Annotated in this window: 18 protein-coding genes; 15 read left to right on the top strand and 3 right to left on the bottom strand. The window is 44.2% G+C overall.

Annotated elements, in window-relative coordinates; genetic code table 11:
* Window positions 1-98: 98 nt before the first annotated feature.
* From HQN90_RS14980 to HQN90_RS14970, 3 genes are all read left to right on the top strand, one after another.
* Window positions 99-1,022, top strand: a complete 924-nt coding sequence (locus HQN90_RS14980) for an ABC transporter permease (RefSeq protein ID WP_173219950.1) — start codon at window positions 99-101, stop codon at window positions 1,020-1,022.
* Window positions 1,023-1,041: 19 nt separating this feature from the next.
* Window positions 1,042-1,935 (top strand): ABC transporter permease subunit, encoded by an 894-nt coding sequence (locus tag HQN90_RS14975; protein ID WP_173219946.1) that lies wholly within the window; start codon window positions 1,042-1,044, stop codon window positions 1,933-1,935.
* A 69-nt stretch (window positions 1,936-2,004) separates the two neighbouring features.
* Window positions 2,005-3,579 (top strand): extracellular solute-binding protein, encoded by a 1,575-nt coding sequence (locus tag HQN90_RS14970; RefSeq protein WP_173219943.1) that lies wholly within the window; start codon window positions 2,005-2,007, stop codon window positions 3,577-3,579.
* A 41-nt stretch (window positions 3,580-3,620) separates the two neighbouring features.
* On the opposite strand, the gene HQN90_RS14965 is transcribed toward HQN90_RS14970, so the two are convergent.
* Complete coding sequence (locus HQN90_RS14965; RefSeq protein WP_246362415.1) at window positions 3,621-5,885, bottom strand: helix-turn-helix domain-containing protein; 2,265 nt, start codon at window positions 5,883-5,885, stop codon at window positions 3,621-3,623.
* 205 nt (window positions 5,886-6,090) lie between these two features.
* Here HQN90_RS14965 and HQN90_RS14960 point away from each other — a divergent pair, with 205 nt between their 5' ends.
* The 7 genes from HQN90_RS14960 (at window position 6,091) to HQN90_RS14930 (ending at window position 12,487) form a co-directional block, all read left to right on the top strand.
* Window positions 6,091-6,531, top strand: coding sequence for a MarR family winged helix-turn-helix transcriptional regulator (locus HQN90_RS14960; RefSeq protein ID WP_173219937.1), 441 nt, complete (start codon window positions 6,091-6,093; stop codon window positions 6,529-6,531).
* Between the two features lie 14 nt (window positions 6,532-6,545).
* A complete protein-coding gene (locus HQN90_RS14955; RefSeq protein WP_173219934.1) occupies window positions 6,546-6,875 on the top strand; it encodes a DUF1904 family protein in 330 nt (109 codons plus the stop codon).
* Window positions 6,876-6,884: 9 nt separating this feature from the next.
* Complete coding sequence (locus HQN90_RS14950; protein ID WP_079421200.1) at window positions 6,885-7,805, top strand: AEC family transporter; 921 nt, start codon at window positions 6,885-6,887, stop codon at window positions 7,803-7,805.
* A gap of 95 nt (window positions 7,806-7,900) precedes the next feature.
* The gene (locus tag HQN90_RS14945) at window positions 7,901-8,203 is read left to right on the top strand and encodes a hypothetical protein (RefSeq protein ID WP_173219931.1); all 303 of its coding nucleotides are present in this window, start codon (window positions 7,901-7,903) and stop codon (window positions 8,201-8,203) included.
* Between the two features lie 36 nt (window positions 8,204-8,239).
* The gene (locus HQN90_RS14940) at window positions 8,240-8,608 is read left to right on the top strand and encodes a DUF423 domain-containing protein (RefSeq protein WP_167388060.1); all 369 of its coding nucleotides are present in this window, start codon (window positions 8,240-8,242) and stop codon (window positions 8,606-8,608) included.
* 130 nt (window positions 8,609-8,738) lie between these two features.
* Complete coding sequence (locus HQN90_RS14935) at window positions 8,739-10,610, top strand: PAS domain S-box protein (RefSeq protein ID WP_173219928.1); 1,872 nt, start codon at window positions 8,739-8,741, stop codon at window positions 10,608-10,610.
* A gap of 26 nt (window positions 10,611-10,636) precedes the next feature.
* Window positions 10,637-12,487, top strand: coding sequence for a sensor domain-containing protein (locus HQN90_RS14930; RefSeq protein WP_338042325.1), 1,851 nt, complete (start codon window positions 10,637-10,639; stop codon window positions 12,485-12,487).
* A gap of 46 nt (window positions 12,488-12,533) precedes the next feature.
* Here the strand turns inward: HQN90_RS14930 and HQN90_RS14925 are convergent, their stop codons facing one another.
* Complete coding sequence (locus HQN90_RS14925; protein ID WP_173219925.1) at window positions 12,534-13,031, bottom strand: hypothetical protein; 498 nt, start codon at window positions 13,029-13,031, stop codon at window positions 12,534-12,536.
* A 195-nt stretch (window positions 13,032-13,226) separates the two neighbouring features.
* Between HQN90_RS14925 and HQN90_RS14920 the strand changes: the two genes are divergently transcribed.
* Window positions 13,227-13,388: a hypothetical protein gene (locus HQN90_RS14920; RefSeq protein WP_173219922.1), complete on the top strand. Its 162-nt coding sequence runs from the start codon at window positions 13,227-13,229 to the stop codon at window positions 13,386-13,388.
* 96 nt (window positions 13,389-13,484) lie between these two features.
* Here HQN90_RS14920 and HQN90_RS14915 read toward each other — a convergent pair whose 3' ends face one another.
* Window positions 13,485-13,733 carry a hypothetical protein gene (locus tag HQN90_RS14915; RefSeq protein ID WP_173219919.1) on the bottom strand — a complete coding sequence of 83 codons (249 nt, stop codon included), beginning with the start codon at window positions 13,731-13,733 and terminating at the stop codon, window positions 13,485-13,487.
* A 201-nt stretch (window positions 13,734-13,934) separates the two neighbouring features.
* On the opposite strand from HQN90_RS14915, the gene HQN90_RS14910 reads away from it, so the two are divergent.
* The 4 genes from HQN90_RS14910 (at window position 13,935) to HQN90_RS14895 (ending at window position 17,369) form a co-directional block, all read left to right on the top strand.
* Entirely contained in the window at window positions 13,935-14,237 is a 303-nt protein-coding gene (locus HQN90_RS14910) for a YunC family protein (protein ID WP_079421194.1), read from the top strand.
* A gap of 860 nt (window positions 14,238-15,097) precedes the next feature.
* Window positions 15,098-15,901: a basic amino acid ABC transporter substrate-binding protein gene (locus HQN90_RS14905; RefSeq protein ID WP_173220221.1), complete on the top strand. Its 804-nt coding sequence runs from the start codon at window positions 15,098-15,100 to the stop codon at window positions 15,899-15,901.
* 84 nt (window positions 15,902-15,985) lie between these two features.
* Entirely contained in the window at window positions 15,986-16,633 is a 648-nt protein-coding gene (locus HQN90_RS14900) for an amino acid ABC transporter permease (protein WP_173219916.1), read from the top strand.
* 13 nt (window positions 16,634-16,646) lie between these two features.
* Window positions 16,647-17,369: an amino acid ABC transporter ATP-binding protein gene (locus tag HQN90_RS14895; RefSeq protein ID WP_173220219.1), complete on the top strand. Its 723-nt coding sequence runs from the start codon at window positions 16,647-16,649 to the stop codon at window positions 17,367-17,369.
* The last annotated feature ends 32 nt before the right edge of the window (window positions 17,370-17,401 follow it).

Here is a 17,401-nt window from a genome sequence, read left to right as displayed (position 1 = left end):
GATTAGTTCACTTACCTCAAGAGGCTTCACTATCCGGTTACGACAGGGCGATTTATGATTATCTCATTGCATATCGCTTGAGGGGGATCGAATTAACGATGATGAAACGACGAGGTTTTATTTATGAAATCATGACCAACAAAATCATGTTTCTCATGCTGCTGCCCACATTGATCTTCTTCCTTATTAACTCGTATTTGCCGATGGTCGGCATCTATTACGCGTTTACGAGATTTGATTTCAATGATGGGTTGTTTGGCAGTCCATTTGTGGGATTGGATAACTTTTCTTTCTTATGGAAGTCCGGCATTCTCATGAAATTGACGCTGAATACACTCGGCTACAACTTAGCTTTCATTGTATTTGGCAATGTATTCGCCATCCTCTGTGCTGTGCTTTTGAGTGAAATTCGCAGCGCGTGGTTTAAGAAGATCGCCCAGTCCGTCATGTTTCTGCCTTATTTCATTTCGTTCGTTATCTTAAGCGTCATCGTGTACAACTTATTTAATTATGAAAGCGGGTTTCTGAACACAACCCTGAAGGAGTTTAGCTCGAGTCCGGTAGACGTGTACAATACGCCGTGGGCGTGGGTGTTTCTGATCATTTTGTTTTATTTATGGAAAAATCTCGGGTACAGCATGGTTATTTATTTGGCGGCAATTACGGGGATCAGTGAGGAATATTACGAAGCCGCCAAAATGGATGGAGCAAATATTTTTGAGCGTGTATGGCATATAACCATTCCGATGCTGAAGCCAACCTTTGTGATCCTTCTTCTGTTCGCGCTTGGCAGTATTATGAAAGGCCAATTTGATTTATTTTACCAGTTAATTGGAAATAATGGCGTTCTTTTCAATGCGACAGACATTATTGATACGTATGTGTATCGTTCGCTAAAGGTTACGTTCGATGTTGGCATGGCAACGGCCGCAGGTCTTTATCAGTCGCTATTTGGATTTATTTTAATCATTAGTGTGAACTACATCATTCGCAAAATGAATGATGACTACGCTTTATTTTAGGCGGGGAGGAGCTGTAGGCGTGAGAATCAAGGATGAGAAATATATGTTTCTGTTTCAAATGATGGCCTATGCCGTTATTGTGGTTTCTTTTGTGGTTTGTTTATTTCCTTTTTTGATGATTATATCGGCATCGCTGACGCAAAATGAGTCGATTATCCGCAGCGGATATCATTTCATTCCGCAGGTCTTCTCGATTGAAGGCTATAGGACGGTGTTTCGATTTCCCGAGCAGGTGCTTAAGGCGTACGGTGTTACGCTGTTCGTAACGATTGTGGGAACGGTCACTGGGCTGTTCTTGATGACGATGGCGGGATACGTTCTCCAGCGCAGAGATTTCAAATACCGAAATCACTTTTCTTTCTATATTTACTTCACCACGCTGTTCGGCGGCGGATTAGTGCCTTGGTATATACTGCTTGCCAATTATTTGAAGCTGACGGATACGTATTCGGTCCTCATTTTGCCCGGGCTGATGAGCCCTTTCCTGATCATTCTGATGCGCAGCTTCATTAAATCGGCAATTCCTGAAGAATTGATTGAATCTGCCAAAATTGACGGCGCAAATGATTTCAAAATCTATTACAGCGTCGTGCTGCAATTGTCGATGCCAGGCATCGCGACGGTCGGTTTGTTCCTGGCGCTTCATTATTGGAACGGCTGGTTGCTTTCTTCCTTATTCATTAATGACCCCAACAAATATGAGCTGCAATACTACTTGTACAACGTTATCAACACGATGCGCTTTGTAGCCCAAATGGGCGCAGGCACAGGAGTTGTCATGACGGGAGAAATGCCGGCGGAGTCGACCAAGATGGCGATGGCGATTGTCGTAACCGGCCCCATTCTCTTCTTGTATCCCTTCGTTCAACGTTATTTCGTGAAAGGATTGACAATCGGTGCTGTCAAAGGTTAGAACCGAAGAAGGAGCACACAACTATCCTTCGCGGCTGACATAGATGTTCTCAATAAAGGGAGGATTCAAATGAAAATGATCGCTACACCTCGATTCTCAGCCCTGCTTTCCGGGGCGCTATTCATCACAGTTCTGAATGGTTGCAGCAGCAGCGCAGATCAGCCGAAGAAGGAGACTGTGGCACCCGCTTCGAGCGCAGCTGCAACAGCAGCAGCGGCGAAGGCGGAAGCTCCTAAGAGAGACAAGGTAGAGCTTCAATTCTACATGCTTGGCAACGCTCCCAAAGACCTGCAAATCATTCAAGATGAAGTGAATAAGTTGTCTTCCAAAGATTTGAATACAACCGTAAAATTCAATTACACGACATGGACCGATTGGGATCAAAAGTATAAGCTTCTGCTTTCATCCGGTCAGCAAGTGGATTTGATCTTCACGGCGGATTGGACGCAGTACCAATCCTACGCCAAAAAAGGCGCGTTCTTGCCGCTTGATGACATACTGCCTAAAGCTGCGCCAGGCTTGACGAAATATGTCCCTAAGGATATGTGGGAAGCTGTGAAGGTAGACGGCAAAATCTACACCGTGCCGGCGACATTCAAGGAATATGTCACGAATGGTTTTGTTTGGCGCGAGGATTTAAGAGTTAAGCATAATTTGCCAAAGCCGAATTCCGTTGAAACGTTCGAAGCTTACATGGATGGCATTAAGAAAAATGAGCCAAACATGCTGCCTTTCGCAAGCGGTGCAGACGGCAATCTCATCGTGGGCGGCCTTCGGGATATCGTGCATAACAGTGTAGGCTCACCGTTGTATGGCATAGGCATTAACTACAATAAGCCTAGCGAGGTCTACTCGTATTGGGGATCCGACGAACACCTTGGTGATATTAAGATTGCCAAACGTTGGATGGATAAAGGCTTTATCCCGAAAAACGTGCTGAATGTGAAAGACTCCACTTGGGATCAACTGGTGAGCGGGAAAGCTGCGAGCGAATTTGGCGATAATCCGGCGCGCTTCAACGATTCCTTGAATAAAATGAAATCCACGCATGCAGACTGGAATCTGGACTACTTCCCATTCCCGGTTGCCAAAGGGTATGCGCAGCCCGTACATCCTATTCATAATGGCTTCGCAATTCCGAAAAGCAGCAAGAATGCCGAACGTGCGCTGGAGTTCTATGAGAAGATGGTGACGGACAAAACTTACAATTGGCTCACTTCCTATGGCATTCAAGGTAAAAACTTCGATATTGATAATGGCTATTATAAAATGATTGGCGACAACAATTCGAACGGCTTCCCGCGTGAGGCGATGAACAGCTGGGCATGGCGGAATCCCGATCTGATGTTGTTCGAGAAAAGCTTTGACGGTGTCAAAGCGATCTATAAAGAGCTGGACAAAATTCAAAAACCGGATATCTTCACAGGCTTTGCTGAGGATTACAGCTCATATCAGGCTGAGAAGGCTGCTCTGGAGCAAGTGGAGAAGCAGTACTTGTGGCCTCTGCAAATGGGGCTTGTAGCCGATGTAGATGCAGGATTAAAGACGTTCATGGAGAAAGCGAAGCAAGCTGGTCTTGAAAAGGTGCAAGCGGAGTATAAGAAGCAATGGTTTCAATATATAAACGAAAAAGGCATTAAATAAAACAAACAGCCGCCATGCATACTTTGCAGGGCGGCTGTTTGTTAGGTTAAGGCTTGATTCTCAGATGCCATGACATCCGTTTTCCGATAATCGGTGGGGGTTACGCCAAAGTTCTTCTTGAACATGCGATAGAAGTAGGAGCTGTTCGTATACCCTATACGTTCAGCGATGTCGGCAATGGAGAGATCGGATTGCTTAAGCAATCCTTTGGCTCGTTCCATGCGCATTGTATTGATGACATCTACAACGGCCTTCAGCGTATTTTGTTTATACACGCGACTGATGTAAATAGGTGACATATCGAGCTCATCTGCAATCCAATTCAAGCATAAGTTGGGATCCCCGCAATTCAGCTCAATCATCTCATTGATTCTACGAATCAGATCGTCTTGCTTCATGCTTCGTTTATCATCGAGCCTTCGCTTCATTTCATCGAACGCTTCGAAAAAGACGGCTTCGATTTCTTCAATGGTTTCGAGCTGCGCTAGCGTCTGCCTAGAGATCGGCAAGATTTGGGGCAGGTCGAGGGAGTTGTTTTTGAAGATGGTATATAGGACACCGCTCAGGGTTATAGTTAATCGTGAGAGAGTGGCTTGGAATACACGGATTGGATAAGGGCGTGTTTCTTCTATAATGACGGCATACAGCTTCTTGGCTTCGCCAATCTTGCCGGCCATTAAGGCATCGACCAGCTTTTTCTCTTTTTCAACGGTGAACAAGTAGTCATCGGTTTCCGTGTATAGATGATCCTGCGATGCAATCAAGCAGCCAGGTCCCAGGAAGACGCGATGCTCGGATGCCTCGACGACTTGGCGGTACAGGGCTACGAGGTTCTGAGGCTGTGAGCTTTGCGGGCTGTACGTGATGGATAAGCTGATTTTGAGCAAATCGTTAACGGCCTTTTGAATTTGCTTCAGCAGGGCTTGCAGCATACTCTGATCCCCGTCGCTAGGCACGTTACGCTCATTAATGAGCAGTACCGTACGATCATCGCCCATATCAACGGTCTCCACTTGGAAGGCTTGTGAAGTGATCTCTGAACTTATGTTCATAATGGCATATTTATAAACATGAAGATCATCCTGATGATTGTGCCAAAAGGGTTGAAATCGATCAATACGAAGCAAGATAATTCGATAATCATCCTGAAAGTCAAACGAAATACCAAGCTCACTGCGTTTATCCCGCATCATTTTCGTCGTAACAGGCTCATGCCCTTGGAGCAGCTTACGCAAAACATCTTGTTTGAGAGTGAACAATGAATTGCGTTTATCGGACTCCAACGATTTCATTTTATTCACAATACGGTTAATCGGAATGTAGAGCTTGCGAGACAACAACCAGGAAATGAACAGGCCTACAGCGAGAATCGAAATGCCAATATAGATCGTTGTCGTTCGAATCGCAGTTAACTTTCTGGTAATGATCTCATAAGGGGTAAAGCGGATATAGCGCCATTCCAGCGAGTCTGGAGCAGTATAGGAAATTAAGGATTTGGTGCCGCCAACGGTTCCAATAAAGTATCCAGCATGCTTCGTACTCATAATCTGCTGTGTAATTGCGGATCCAGGGGCAAGCGTTATGGAAGGATCGAGTTGATCCCCAGCAAGCATAGTTCCCTTATCGTCGAGAATAAAGGAGTTGCTAGCCCCGTCTCCCCTTTGCTTGCCGATGTCTTTATTAATCCAATCGGTTGTAATATTGACGATAATGGCAGAATTTAATGCATTGTCGTTTCCAATCGCATCATAACAAAGATACGTGTAGACATTGCTTTTTTGGGTCGCTGAAGCATTTTTCAAATAGGTTCGCGGGATAGGAACAAACGGTTTAAATTCCTGGAAATGATCAAGAATAGTTAAGATATCCTGATCAACAAGCTCATCTTTCTTCATTAAGCCGTTTTGTCCTGTATTAGAAGAAACATACACATAGGGAGCTTTCGGGTTGTAGACATAGATGGAGGCGATATAGGGCATCGAATTCAAGTAATTATTCAGTTCTCTCATGGCAGCGGTCGTGTCATAAATATCGGGATTTTCATAAAACATTAATTTGGTAATATTGCCGTTGCGGTACATTTGAAATGTAAGCGATTGCGCGCTCTCCGTCATCGAAATGACCTCTCGGCTAGTTTGGGTTAAATTCTCTAAGTCAGTTTGATACACCTGATTCAAATTGATGTTCCGATAATTGACGAAATAAATCGTGGAGGATACCAGCAAGGTAAGGACTGTACAAAGTATTGTGCTAAGCAGAAGCTTGATGTACAGGTTGCGATTGTCTCCCGAAGTCTTTATGTTCATCGGCATTCCTCCCCTTAAGAATCTACGGATACAATAATTCCAATTATTTCTACCATATCACCTACTTGGAAACAGATACAAGATGAAATGATCCAACATGTATGAACTAATCAAACTATTCGCATTGACAGTGCACTTTTTTTTAGATACATTTGAAACAAAACGATTGTTCACAATATGAACGGAACGAAAGGAGACGAATGCGATGAGCAGCAGTGAATTTTTAAAATTGGAAAATCAACTGTGCTTTAGTCTATATGCAAGCTCTAGAGCGATTACACGAATGTACCGTCCATTTCTTGAAGAGCTGGGCATCACTTACCCGCAATATTTAGTATTGTTGGTTCTATGGGATCAGAAGGAAAGCACAGTGAAAGAGCTGAGTGAGAAGCTTGACCTCGATTCCGGTACGCTGACGCCGATGTTGAAGCGAATGGAAGCACAGAAGCTGGTTCAACGAAAACGATCCGTTGAAGATGAACGAGTTGTAAATATTCAAATTACAGAAGAAGGTCTTGCTTTATACGAGAAGGCGTTATGCATCCCACAAACCCTGCTTGTCTCAAGCGGGCTTTCTCCGGAAGAAATCTTCCAATTCAATGAACAGTTGAAACATATTATCAGCAGTGTAAATGCGTTTAAATAAAGGGGCGATGAATCATGCCTAGAATTACGATTAGAGGCTTATCCGTGGAACAAGTATGCCAAATCAGCACAAGTGTAGTGGATCAACTAGCCGTGATATGTGAATGTGAACGTGATTATTTTACATTGGAGTGTATCCAGCACACGGCCATCTTCGATGGTCAGATCGTTCCCGCCTATCCCTTCATTGAGGTGGCATGGTTTGAAAGAGGCGAAGAAGTTCGCAAGCAGGTTGCAAAGGCGCTAACGAACCATGTGCTTGGACTAGGTATTCCGGAAGTTGAGGTTGCTTTTACGACCTATGCTCAAGATGCTTACTTCAACAATGGTATTTCATTTAAGTGAGGATCAGCAATGAGTTACTTCTTTTACATCCTGGTTAACAACATCGTTCCTATCAGCATTATGATTGCCATTGGCGTGGCGATGTACCGCGCCTTCAAGATTGATATCAAGACGCTTTCGAAGCTTAACTTCTATGTGTTTTCACCTGCGTTAGTGTTTGTTAAGCTGTATGAATCCGAAATGAACTTGCATGTTTTGATGCAGGTTCTCTTGTTTTTTGTGCTTTTTTTCAGCCTGCTGTTTGCCGTCATCGAGATCTATATTCGGTTGAAGAAAATGCACCGCGGCATGCGGATTGCCATGCGCAACAGTGTTATTTTCTACAATAGCGCGAATTACGCGCTGCCGTTGAATCAAACTGTATTTGGCGGAAATGCTTATACCTTATCCGTTCAAATCGTTATTATGATCATGCAAACCCTAATTCCAAACACCTATGGTATCTACACGTTAAATGCGCATAAATCAAGCTGGAAGGCCACACTGAAAACCATTTTGTCCTTACCGGTGATTTATGCCATTCCGGTTGCGCTTTTACTGCGCTATTTCCATTTGCCGGTTCCGTCACCGATTCATATTCCGCTCGATTATATATCCAATGCTTTTATGGCGACGGCGTTGCTGACGCTTGGTGTCCAGCTGGGCGGAATGAAATGGGAATTTCACTTTTCCAATGTGCTCGTTTCCAACATTTTAAGACTCGCTGTGGGGCCGCTGCTTGGGTTCTTGGTCGTCTGGATGCTTGGCATCGAAGGGCTCACGGCTAAAGCATTGGTTCTTTCTTGTGCTGTACCAACATCCCTCAGCAGTGTGCTGCTGGCTATCGAATATGAGAATGAGCCGGAGTTTTCCTCCCAAGCTGTGTTTGCATCCACACTTTTTAGTATGTTTACGATCCCAGTCGTCATCTACTTTTTGGGTTTTATGTGAACATTGTGGGGAATCATGAAATAAGCAGGAGTTTCGACATTTTTCGGCGAAAAGGTTACATACTTGTTTAACTACGAATAGAGGGGGCATTTATTATGCGTTACCAATTCTGCCAGTATGTAACGATCGTCGACATGAATGAAGAAATTTTATCCGAAGTTTTATTTGAACATGGGGAATTCGAATCGAATGCGCTGGCCATCGGCTCATCTGTTGTTATTTATGAGCTGGGACTGAAGCAATTCGAAGTGGTTTACGACAAAAGAGAAGGTAAAACTGCTCGCAACAAGGTTGTAGATATCGAGCTTGATCTTATTAAGCAGCCAACGGTAACACGTGTCTATTTGGAGCCGGCTCGCCTCATTGTCGGGCAGCATGATATTGGTGAAGTGGAATAAACGAGACCTCGTCATTGAAAGGAAAGAATACCTATGATGAAAATTTTCTTATTGCTGGGCAGCTTGAATGCATTTCTTTCGGTTGCTTTAGGGGCTTTCGGAGCGCACGCTTTGAAGGCTAAGCTGACTCCTGACAAGCTGGATGTGTATCAAACAGGTGTGCATTACCACATGATTCACGCGATTGCACTTATCCTGATCGCTGTGCTATCAGATAAGTTAACGAACAGCAGCGCTTTAGTCAATGCGTCCGGCTGGGCTATCTTTATCGGTATTATCCTGTTCTCGGGCAGCCTTTATGCTTTGAGCTTGACAGGGCTCAAAATTTTCGGTCCCATTACACCGCTTGGCGGCGTAAGTTTTCTGGTAGGCTGGATTCTGCTGGCAATTGCCGCTATGAAATAAGACAAGAAGAGTCGGGACAATCCGACTCTTTTTTCTTCGATTTGTGCCTTCTTGCAGGAAAAAGCGCGCATCATGTAGAAAGTAGTCAATGACGGATACTCATTCTTCCTTAACTGAAAGGATGTAATGCATGGCTGATTTCAACAGCAATCAATCAGAAACGGATAAGCCACTCACTTCAGAATTCAAGCTGCTCACAAGCCATGAGTTGTTGCAACATTCATTTGATTGTGTTGTTATTGCTATGTCCATTGTCACATTGGATGGCAAACTACTCACCGTAAATTCATCGTTGTGCCGATTATTAGGGTATTCCAAACAAGAACTGATAGGTTTGCATTATCAGATATTTTTCTATGCCGATGATGTGGAAGCCGTTGCCCAATTGTGGAAGCAGATTCTTCAGGGAGAGTGTCAGTCATTTCAGGTGGAGAAGCGATTTCTTCATAAAGATGGTTCGGTCATTTGGGGCAGCTTGTCGGTTTCCTTCGTACATAATGAGGACGCTAGTCCGAAATGTCTAATGGTTCAAATCCAGGACATCTCAGAGCGAAAGTGTTACGAACACAAGCTAGAGGAAAGTAGAAGCAACTATCGATCCCTAGTCAAATACAATCCAGATATGATCTTTATGCTAGATGAGGCAGGAAAGCTGGTGGATGCCAATCCTGCTGTAGAAGCCATATCGGGGTATTCGAAGCAAGAGCTTTGTGGAAAGTCCATCCAATTCCTCATTGTACCCGAGTATTTGCCTCTGTTAAAAGGCATGTTTGAACAAGCGAAGCTAGGGATTACCGGGAGTGCAGAGGGGAAAATCTTGCATAAGCAAGGTCACCAGATCACGCTGGAGATTAATTTTATTCCCAAAATTAAACAAGAGCATGTGGAGGGAAGTTACCTCATCGCGAAGGACGTTACTAAGCGTAAACAGAATGAAGCGATGATTGATCAGCTGCATACCAAAAATCAGCTTATTTTAAATGCCGTGACCGATGGGATCTTCGGGATTGATGAGCATTTGGGGACTATTTTCTGGAACCAGGCCGCTGAGCGTTTAACGGGTTATACGTATGAAGATATGGTTGGCAGCAATGCTTATCATATTTTGACACGTACGAATGAATCCGACGAAGCTTTGCAGAGCCATATTTCTTCTGCTTTATATCGAACTATCCGTGATGGCATCTATGATTGCAATGCAAATGAAATTTTTTATAAAAAAAATGGGGATTCCTTTCCTGTTGAGTACATGACATCTCCGATCTTCGATGAAAATCAAATCATTGGTGTCGTCATGACCTTCAAAAATATTACCGAGCGTCAACACACGGAAGAGATGCTTCGCAAATCCGAGAAGCTGTCCGTTGTGGGTCAATTAGCAGCCGGTGTTGCCCATGAAATTCGCAATCCATTGACCTCACTCAAAGGATTCATTCAGTTTCTGCAGCAAGGCGCGGTAAACAAGCAAGAATATTATGACATCATGATGTCTGAATTAACCCGGATTGAATTGATTATTACGGAAATGCTTGTACTGGCTAAGCCCCAGCTCATACGCTACCAACCGAAAAGTATCGAAACGATTGTTCAAAGTGTCATCACCTTGCTGGAAACGCAGGCGAACATGAATAATATTCAATTCGTTGTCGTCATGGAGCATCGGCTGCCGCTCGTTCACTGCGAGGAAAACCAGCTCAAGCAGTCTTTTATCAATGTGATCAAAAATGCAATGGAAGCGATGCCAGATGGCGGGCAAATTGATATCCATATGCAGATGGCGGATGATACAACGGTGCGCGTCATCTTCAAAGACAGAGGCTCCGGTATTCCGGATCATGTCCTTGCCAGACTGGGTGAGCCGTTCTATTCCACGAAAGAAAAAGGAACAGGCCTTGGTCTGATGACGACAAGCAAGATTATTGAAGATCATCATGGTCAGTTAATGGTGGAAAGCAAAGTGGGAGAAGGAACGGTTGTCAGTGTGACGCTTCCTATCACCTAGAGTGAGCAGTAAGAGGAGGCTAATTTGTGAAAAACCGGCTCTATATTGGCGGATATATGTTCATAGTCATATTCGTTAGCCTTTACGTAAAGCCGTATGCTGCGTGGATTTGTGTACTTGCTTCACTTTTGCTGCTCATCATGCTGTTCAGAAAAAGTGAAAGATCAGCTACATTGATTAATGGAATATCGCAGGATCATACTTATCTGAATGTGCTCGACTCCTTATTTGAACACAATCCGAATGCGATTGGCATCTTTGATCAAGAAGGAAAATTCATCAGAATCAACATGGCGGCAGAAACCATTCTTGGCTATTCGGCATCAGAGCTGCTGCATCAGTCATTTATGAGCTTCGTGACCCAAGAGCAATGCGAGCCCACATCCAGTCAGATGGAACATGTAAAGGCTGGGACGCCTGTTACCTTCGAAACCGCAGTGCTCCATAAGAGCGGCTACCGCGTAGATTTGAACGTTACCGCTGTTCCTGTAGATTTGAAGCCCAATGCCAAAGGTAATATTCTGATATGCCAAGATATCACAGAGCGCAAGCGCGGCGATGAACAAGTACGCTATATGGCCTATTATGACGATATGACGGGGCTTCCGAACAGACGGATGTTCCGAGATTATTTGAACGAACGGCTTCATCAGACGAAAGCATTGGGTCAAAAGGTAGCCGTCTTCTATTTGGATATCGATCGTTTCAAGCTTGTTAATGATAGTTTCGGTCATGATTATGGCAATATGCTGCTGCTGCAGTTAGCCGAGCGATTCACTCGCGCTGTGACAGAGAATGACTATCTGGCTCGGACGGAAGGCGACGAATTTGCCTTTTTCTTTACCAATGTGGCGAATGCGAATGATGCAATTGCGGTTATCGCTGAGATCAATCGAGTGCTCGAAAAGCCTTTTCTTCTAGAACAGTATGAGCTGCATATCACAGCGAGCATCGGAATTGCCATATCTTCCGAAGATACCGAAAATGTCGAAGACGCGGAGATGCTTATGAAGTACGCGGATATTGCGCTGGCTAGAGCGAAGGAAAAGGGACGCAACGATTTCCAAATCTTTAATACCGATATGAAATCCGTGTCCATTAACCGGCTTAAGCTCGAGAATGAGCTGCGAAGAGCGATCGCCGGGGATGAATTTATGTTATTCTATCAACCCCAAGTCGATATTGAGACAGGCCGTATTGTTGGTGTTGAGGCCTTGATTCGCTGGAATCACCCTGAGAGGGGGGTTGTATCCCCTAACCATTTCATTCCTTTTGCAGAGGAATCCGGGTTAATCGTGCCGATTGGCGAATGGGTGCTGCGAGCCGCTTGCAAACAGAACAAAACATGGCAGAAACAAGGGTATCCTTTGATGCCGATATCCGTCAATTTGTCGATGCGTCAGTTCTTCCAGCATAATCTCAAAGGCAAAATCCGTCATGTGCTTGAGCAAACGGGACTTGAACCGCAATATTTGGAGCTGGAAATTACGGAGAGTATGACGATGGACGTGGATCACGCCATTCAGTCCTTGCTGGAGCTCAAAGAACTTGGCGTTCATGTCAGCATCGATGATTTCGGAACAGGTTACAGTTCCCTGTACTACCTGAAGAAATTCCCAATTGATAAGCTGAAAATTGATCGTTCCTTCGTTCGCGATATTATGGTCGATCCCAATGACGCGGCGATCGTTGCGACCATTATTGCTATGACCCATCACTTGAACTTGAAGGTCATTGCGGAAGGTGTAGAAACCGAAGAACAGCTGCATTTCTTGCATCAGAATCGCTGCAATGAAGTGCAAGGCTATTGGTTTAGTCCTCCTGTGAATGCGGAAGAATTAGAGGGCATGCTGAAGAACGGCGTTACAACTGCATGAAAAAGAAGAGGGTGTTCCTTGAAGTTCAAGGGCACCCTCTTCTTTTTTATGATGTAGCGACGTAATCGTCGATCTCGTTTAATTTGAACAAATACACTTTTTTCTCATCGACATGGTACACCGTTACATTCTGATTGCTGTCATCATAATTCAAAATCCGGCAAGGAAGATTTAGTTTAATCCCTTTACCTTTGATTACGGTCAACCGAATCAGTGTATTATTGGCTTTATACTTCTCCAATTGTTGGACAATAGCTGCTGCTGCTTCACTAATGGCTGCTTTCGCCTCTGGTGGTGCTGCAGCTAGTGGCGCCTCTACCGCCTTTTTACTTGTTTGCAAGGAGGGCGCGTTGTCTTTTTTCTTGTTTAATTCAATCAACTTGCCCAGGTCGATACCTTTGAGAATTTGATAATCTTTCACAGTGTTGGTATTTAAAAGATGAAGAAGCTTCTCCATGGCAAGACCATTGGTCGTCTCTTCAATTAGAATCTCTACAGTGAATAAATGTCCGTTAGGACTTATGTTTCCTTTTCCCTGACTCATATGGCCTCCTAGCTGTCCAAAACTGCTCATGCTTTAACTATATCATGATCTTCTGCCCAAACATAGCTCGCTTTTTGCAGGAATAGGGGAAAGTGGATCAAGAATGGGATTGGACTAGGAATTCAAATTAGGGTGAAACCAGATTTTTGATGTTATTATTAAAGAAAATTAAATGATGAGAAGGAAGCGAGCAAAATGAGGACTCAAGATCAAATTAAACGTATGGTTAATCAGCTGGAACAGACATTAAAGCAGCTTAACGAAGTAGAAAACAGGGGCGAAATCAATGAAATCCGAGCACAAATTGAAATCCTTGAATGGGTTTTGGATGCCCCTGTAGGGAAGTATCATGATTAGTAAATGGGTTGTTTACCAAAAAAATATAAAAAAGCCCCCTCATTGGACACCATGAGGAGACTTAATCTTGAGATTTTAAACGAATTAATTATCTAATTATTTAACACCAAAATATAGTTTTGCAGCAGCAATATCAGCTTCGTATTGGGCATTTTGCGCGTCGAGCTCCCATTGATCATGAGCGTTGCTTCCATCAATCCAATATTGTTGCGTTAGCGCTGTTAGATATGAGTTGTAACTATTGTAATCGTGAATGTTTACAAGTGGGTGGGCATACACAGATGAGGCACTCAAAATAGAAATAGCGACGACAGAAGATAATAAGATAGATTTAAAAAGTTTCACTATGATTCCTCCAAATGGTATATTTTGTATACACAGGTATCATATAGCATGGGGGAGCAGCCTTCAAGCGATTTACATATATATAACAATTTATGGCATATACGAGAGTTAAAAACGGACGAACAACAAAACCTTTTTCACACCGTACTAGCCGCGCTCGCATATACTTCTGTAAGACTGCGAAGAGGAGCTGTGCAGAGCATGATGCGCGTTGAACCCATTCTCCTTGAAGGACATACAGCCATTGCCATCGAGGTAAAGCTGCCCAAAACCACACTGCTGGTTGTAACGACGGATAAAGGTTATATTATGTGCGGAGCACTTGATGTGGGGCTGCTCAATGAACGCTTGCGGGACCGGAATATTGTAGCGGCAAGAGCAACGGGGGTTCGAACGATTGAGGAGCTTCTGGATGCACCGCTTGAGTCGGTGACGTATACGGCTGAGGACCTGGGGATTGTAGCTGGCATGACCGGTAGGGAAGCAATTCTGAAAATGATGTAACCATGTAACGGCAGAAATAGGACGCTAAGATCGAGAGATCTTGGCGTTTTTTTATGTTTCCGACCGGAGACGAGCTGTGAATCGCAACGAGCCACATATGTGGGATCATTGCTGATGACGCTGGCTGAAAACCTGCAAAAGTGCAGGCATTTTCAGAGAAATCGTCTGAAAAAGGGAAAAGCCTGCGATTATGCAGGAATTTTCGTGCTTTTCTTCCGATAATCAAGAAAAGGCCGGAAAAAGATGCATAATCGCAGGAATTTACCAATTTCGGCCTTTTCAAGCGAGAAAAAGATGCACAATCGCAGGTTTTTAAAGGTGCAGACTCACATGTCAGTACTGTTGGCGCTTGTTGCCAGCATTTCAGCCCCGAAATGAGGCGTTCTAGTAGTTTTTTCGGCTTGTGGAACAACCCTATTTGGCATCTGCCAAGCAGGGGCGAAATCAAGATGGCAAACGGGCGGAATTGTGATGGCACTCAGGGGAATCAAGATGGCAAACGGGCGGAATTGTGATGGTACTCAGGGGAATCAAGATGGCAAACGGGCGGAATCGTGATGGCACTCAGGGGAATCAAGATGGCAAACGGGCGGAATTGTGATGGCACTCAGGCGAAATCAAGATGACTCAGGAGAGAAATCAGGACGGGACTCAGGTGGGCTCAAGATGCTCACGAGCGGAAACCAAGATGGAGCATTCGCAGAATGGTCATTTTGAACAAAAATCCCTCGCGCTTTTGTGCAAAAAAATAAAAATAATTGCGGCGAGCCATTTTCCTGTATTTTCCTGCAAAATTGCGCCTTGAAGGCGTTGTTATTTTATTGACCAAGTGTTAAAATATGATTCGTCCAATATATAGCATGGGGGGAAACATAGTGAAAAAGCTAATGATGATCGTTTTGGCTGTGGGTTTAGCGGCAGCAATATCGGGTTGCGGTTCCAAAGAAAGCGGTGGCACGAAGTACAAATTTGCGACAGATGCTGCTTACTCGCCAATGGAATTTATGGATAAAGATAAGATGACTGGCTTTGATATCGATTTTCTTGCAGAAGTAATGAAAGAAGCAGGTCTTTCCTATGAAGTAAACAACATAGGCTGGGATACGATGCTGACAAGCGTGAAGCAAGGGAAAGAATATCAAGGCGGAATTTCCAGTGTTTCTATCACAGATGAACGTAAACAAAGCTATGACTATTCCATTCCTTATTTCGAATCTAAGAATATGATTCTTGTCAAAGAAGGCAGTCCGGTCAAAAGTGCGGCAGACTTGAAAGACAAGAAAGTAGCTGTGCAAATTTCGACTACGGCAGATACGCTGATGACCAAAATCATGGGTGATACGAACAAATCATTGAAACGTCTGGACAACAATACTCTAGCCTTGATGGAACTGGAAAATAACGGCGTTGACGCGGTTGTAGCCGATATTGCGATTGTTCGTGAATATGTGAAAAACAACCCCAATAAGAAATTCGTAATCATTGCGGATCCTACCAACTTTGAGTCCGAATACTATGGCATTCTTCTTCCTAAAGGCAGTGAATTGAAAGCCAAGCTGGATCCGGCTATTAAAAAAGTGATCGAGAACGGCGCCTACGCGAAAGTGTACAAAAAGTGGTTTGGCGAAGAGCCGGATACCAAAAAATTACTTGAACAAAAATAATAAGGTCAACAGCATGCGTGACTTCAACCTTACGCATGCTGTTGTTCTGTTACTGGCATAATAGTCAACGAAAGGAAGTGTGGAATGGATTTCCGTTTTGATATCATTATTGAATATATACCTTTATTACTCAAAGGGACCCTCTGGACGATAGGTATTTCCATTCTGTCCATCATGTTTGGCTCTGTCTTGGGCTTGGGTGTAGGCTTAAACAAAATGTCGCCTCGAGGCTATCTGAGATGGCCGGCAAGCATTTATGTAAACTTTTTCCGCGGCACGCCGCTGCTGGTCCAAATCCTACTCGTCCACTTCGGAGTCGTTCCCTTATTCATCGGAACAACAAATGCAATTATTGCTTCTATTGTTGCTTTATCTTTGAATTCAGCGGGCTATATGGCTGAGATTTTTAGAGCGGGTATTCAGTCTATTGATAAAGGGCAAACCGAAGCGGCGCACTCGCTGGGAATGACACATTTCCAGACGATGAAGTCGGTCATTTTGCCGCAAGCGATCAAGCGGATGATTCCTCCTTTCGGCAATGAGTTTATCGTACTCGTCAAAGATTCCTCCTTGTTTGCAGTCATTGCTGCTCCGGAGTTGATGTACTGGTCCAATGCTATGCGCAGCCAGTATTTTAAAGTATGGGAGCCTTATTTGACAGCAGCGCTTATTTATTTCATTCTCACTTACTCTTTAAGCAAACTGCTTAGCTATGTGGAAAGGAAAGTGTAGCGCGATGGGTGCAATGATTGAAGTTAGGAATCTAAAAAAATCGTTCGGGGATAACGTTGTTCTCCGAGATATTAGTGCGGATATCCAGAACCAAGAGGTTCTAGTTGTAATTGGTCCTTCCGGATCAGGCAAATCGACGTTTCTGCGTTGTCTGAATCTGCTTGAACAGCCGGATAGCGGAAGTATTTTGATTCAAGGGAAATCCATTATGGACCCGCTTAACAAAATCCATGAGATTCGCATGGAGCTCGGCATGGTTTTCCAACGGTTTCATTTGTTCCCGCATATGAAAGTTATTGATAATATCACTTTGGCACCGATGCAAGTGAGAAAATGGCCGGAAGACAAAGCGCGCAAGAAAGCGCTGGAGTTGCTTGAGAAGGTTGGGCTTGCGGACAAAGCGAATGCCCTTCCCGACTCGCTTTCAGGCGGCCAAGCCCAGCGTGTGGCGATTGCCCGGGCGCTTGCGATGGAGCCGAAGATTATGCTCTTCGACGAGCCTACGTCAGCCCTTGACCCAGAAATGGTCGGCGAAGTACTGGCGGTTATGAAGCAGCTAGCCAAAGAAGGCATGACGATGGTTGTTGTCACCCATGAGATGGGCTTTGCCCGCGAAGTAGGCGACCGCGTTATGTTCATGGAGCAAGGGGTTATCGTTGAGGCAGGAAAACCCGAGCAAATTTTCGAGAATGCCCAGCAGGAGCGGACGAAATCATTTTTGTCCAAAGTACTCTAGCAGACAATAGAATCAAGAGAGAGGGTCGCATG

It is taken from the genome of Paenibacillus alba (assembly GCF_013204855.1).
In the GTDB taxonomy this organism is placed as follows: Bacteria; Bacillota; Bacilli; order Paenibacillales; family NBRC-103111; genus Paenibacillus_E; species Paenibacillus_E alba.
The sequence above is the reverse complement of the archived record's forward strand: the minus strand, read 5'-3'. Positions and strand labels throughout refer to the sequence as shown.

Excerpts from the sequence above, each read along its gene's own strand:
- HQN90_RS14980 (WP_173219950.1), top strand. The coding sequence starts at position 99 with ATGATGAAACGACGAGGTTTTATTTATGAAATCATGACCAACAAAATC.
- HQN90_RS14970 (WP_173219943.1), top strand. The coding sequence starts at position 2,005 with ATGAAAATGATCGCTACACCTCGATTCTCAGCCCTGCTTTCCGGGGCG.
- HQN90_RS14965 (WP_246362415.1), bottom strand. The coding sequence starts at position 5,885 with ATGAACATAAAGACTTCGGGAGACAATCGCAACCTGTACATCAAGCTT.
- HQN90_RS14960 (WP_173219937.1), top strand. The coding sequence starts at position 6,091 with ATGAGCAGCAGTGAATTTTTAAAATTGGAAAATCAACTGTGCTTTAGT.
- HQN90_RS14955 (WP_173219934.1), top strand. The coding sequence starts at position 6,546 with ATGCCTAGAATTACGATTAGAGGCTTATCCGTGGAACAAGTATGCCAA.
- HQN90_RS14950 (WP_079421200.1), top strand. The coding sequence starts at position 6,885 with ATGAGTTACTTCTTTTACATCCTGGTTAACAACATCGTTCCTATCAGC.
- HQN90_RS14945 (WP_173219931.1), top strand. The coding sequence starts at position 7,901 with ATGCGTTACCAATTCTGCCAGTATGTAACGATCGTCGACATGAATGAA.
- HQN90_RS14940 (WP_167388060.1), top strand. The coding sequence starts at position 8,240 with ATGAAAATTTTCTTATTGCTGGGCAGCTTGAATGCATTTCTTTCGGTT.
- HQN90_RS14935 (WP_173219928.1), top strand. The coding sequence starts at position 8,739 with ATGGCTGATTTCAACAGCAATCAATCAGAAACGGATAAGCCACTCACT.
- HQN90_RS14925 (WP_173219925.1), bottom strand. The coding sequence starts at position 13,031 with ATGAGTCAGGGAAAAGGAAACATAAGTCCTAACGGACATTTATTCACT.
- HQN90_RS14920 (WP_173219922.1), top strand. The coding sequence starts at position 13,227 with ATGAGGACTCAAGATCAAATTAAACGTATGGTTAATCAGCTGGAACAG.
- HQN90_RS14910 (WP_079421194.1), top strand. The coding sequence starts at position 13,935 with ATGATGCGCGTTGAACCCATTCTCCTTGAAGGACATACAGCCATTGCC.
- HQN90_RS14905 (WP_173220221.1), top strand. The coding sequence starts at position 15,098 with ATGGGGGGAAACATAGTGAAAAAGCTAATGATGATCGTTTTGGCTGTG.
- HQN90_RS14900 (WP_173219916.1), top strand. The coding sequence starts at position 15,986 with ATGGATTTCCGTTTTGATATCATTATTGAATATATACCTTTATTACTC.
- HQN90_RS14895 (WP_173220219.1), top strand. The coding sequence starts at position 16,647 with ATGATTGAAGTTAGGAATCTAAAAAAATCGTTCGGGGATAACGTTGTT.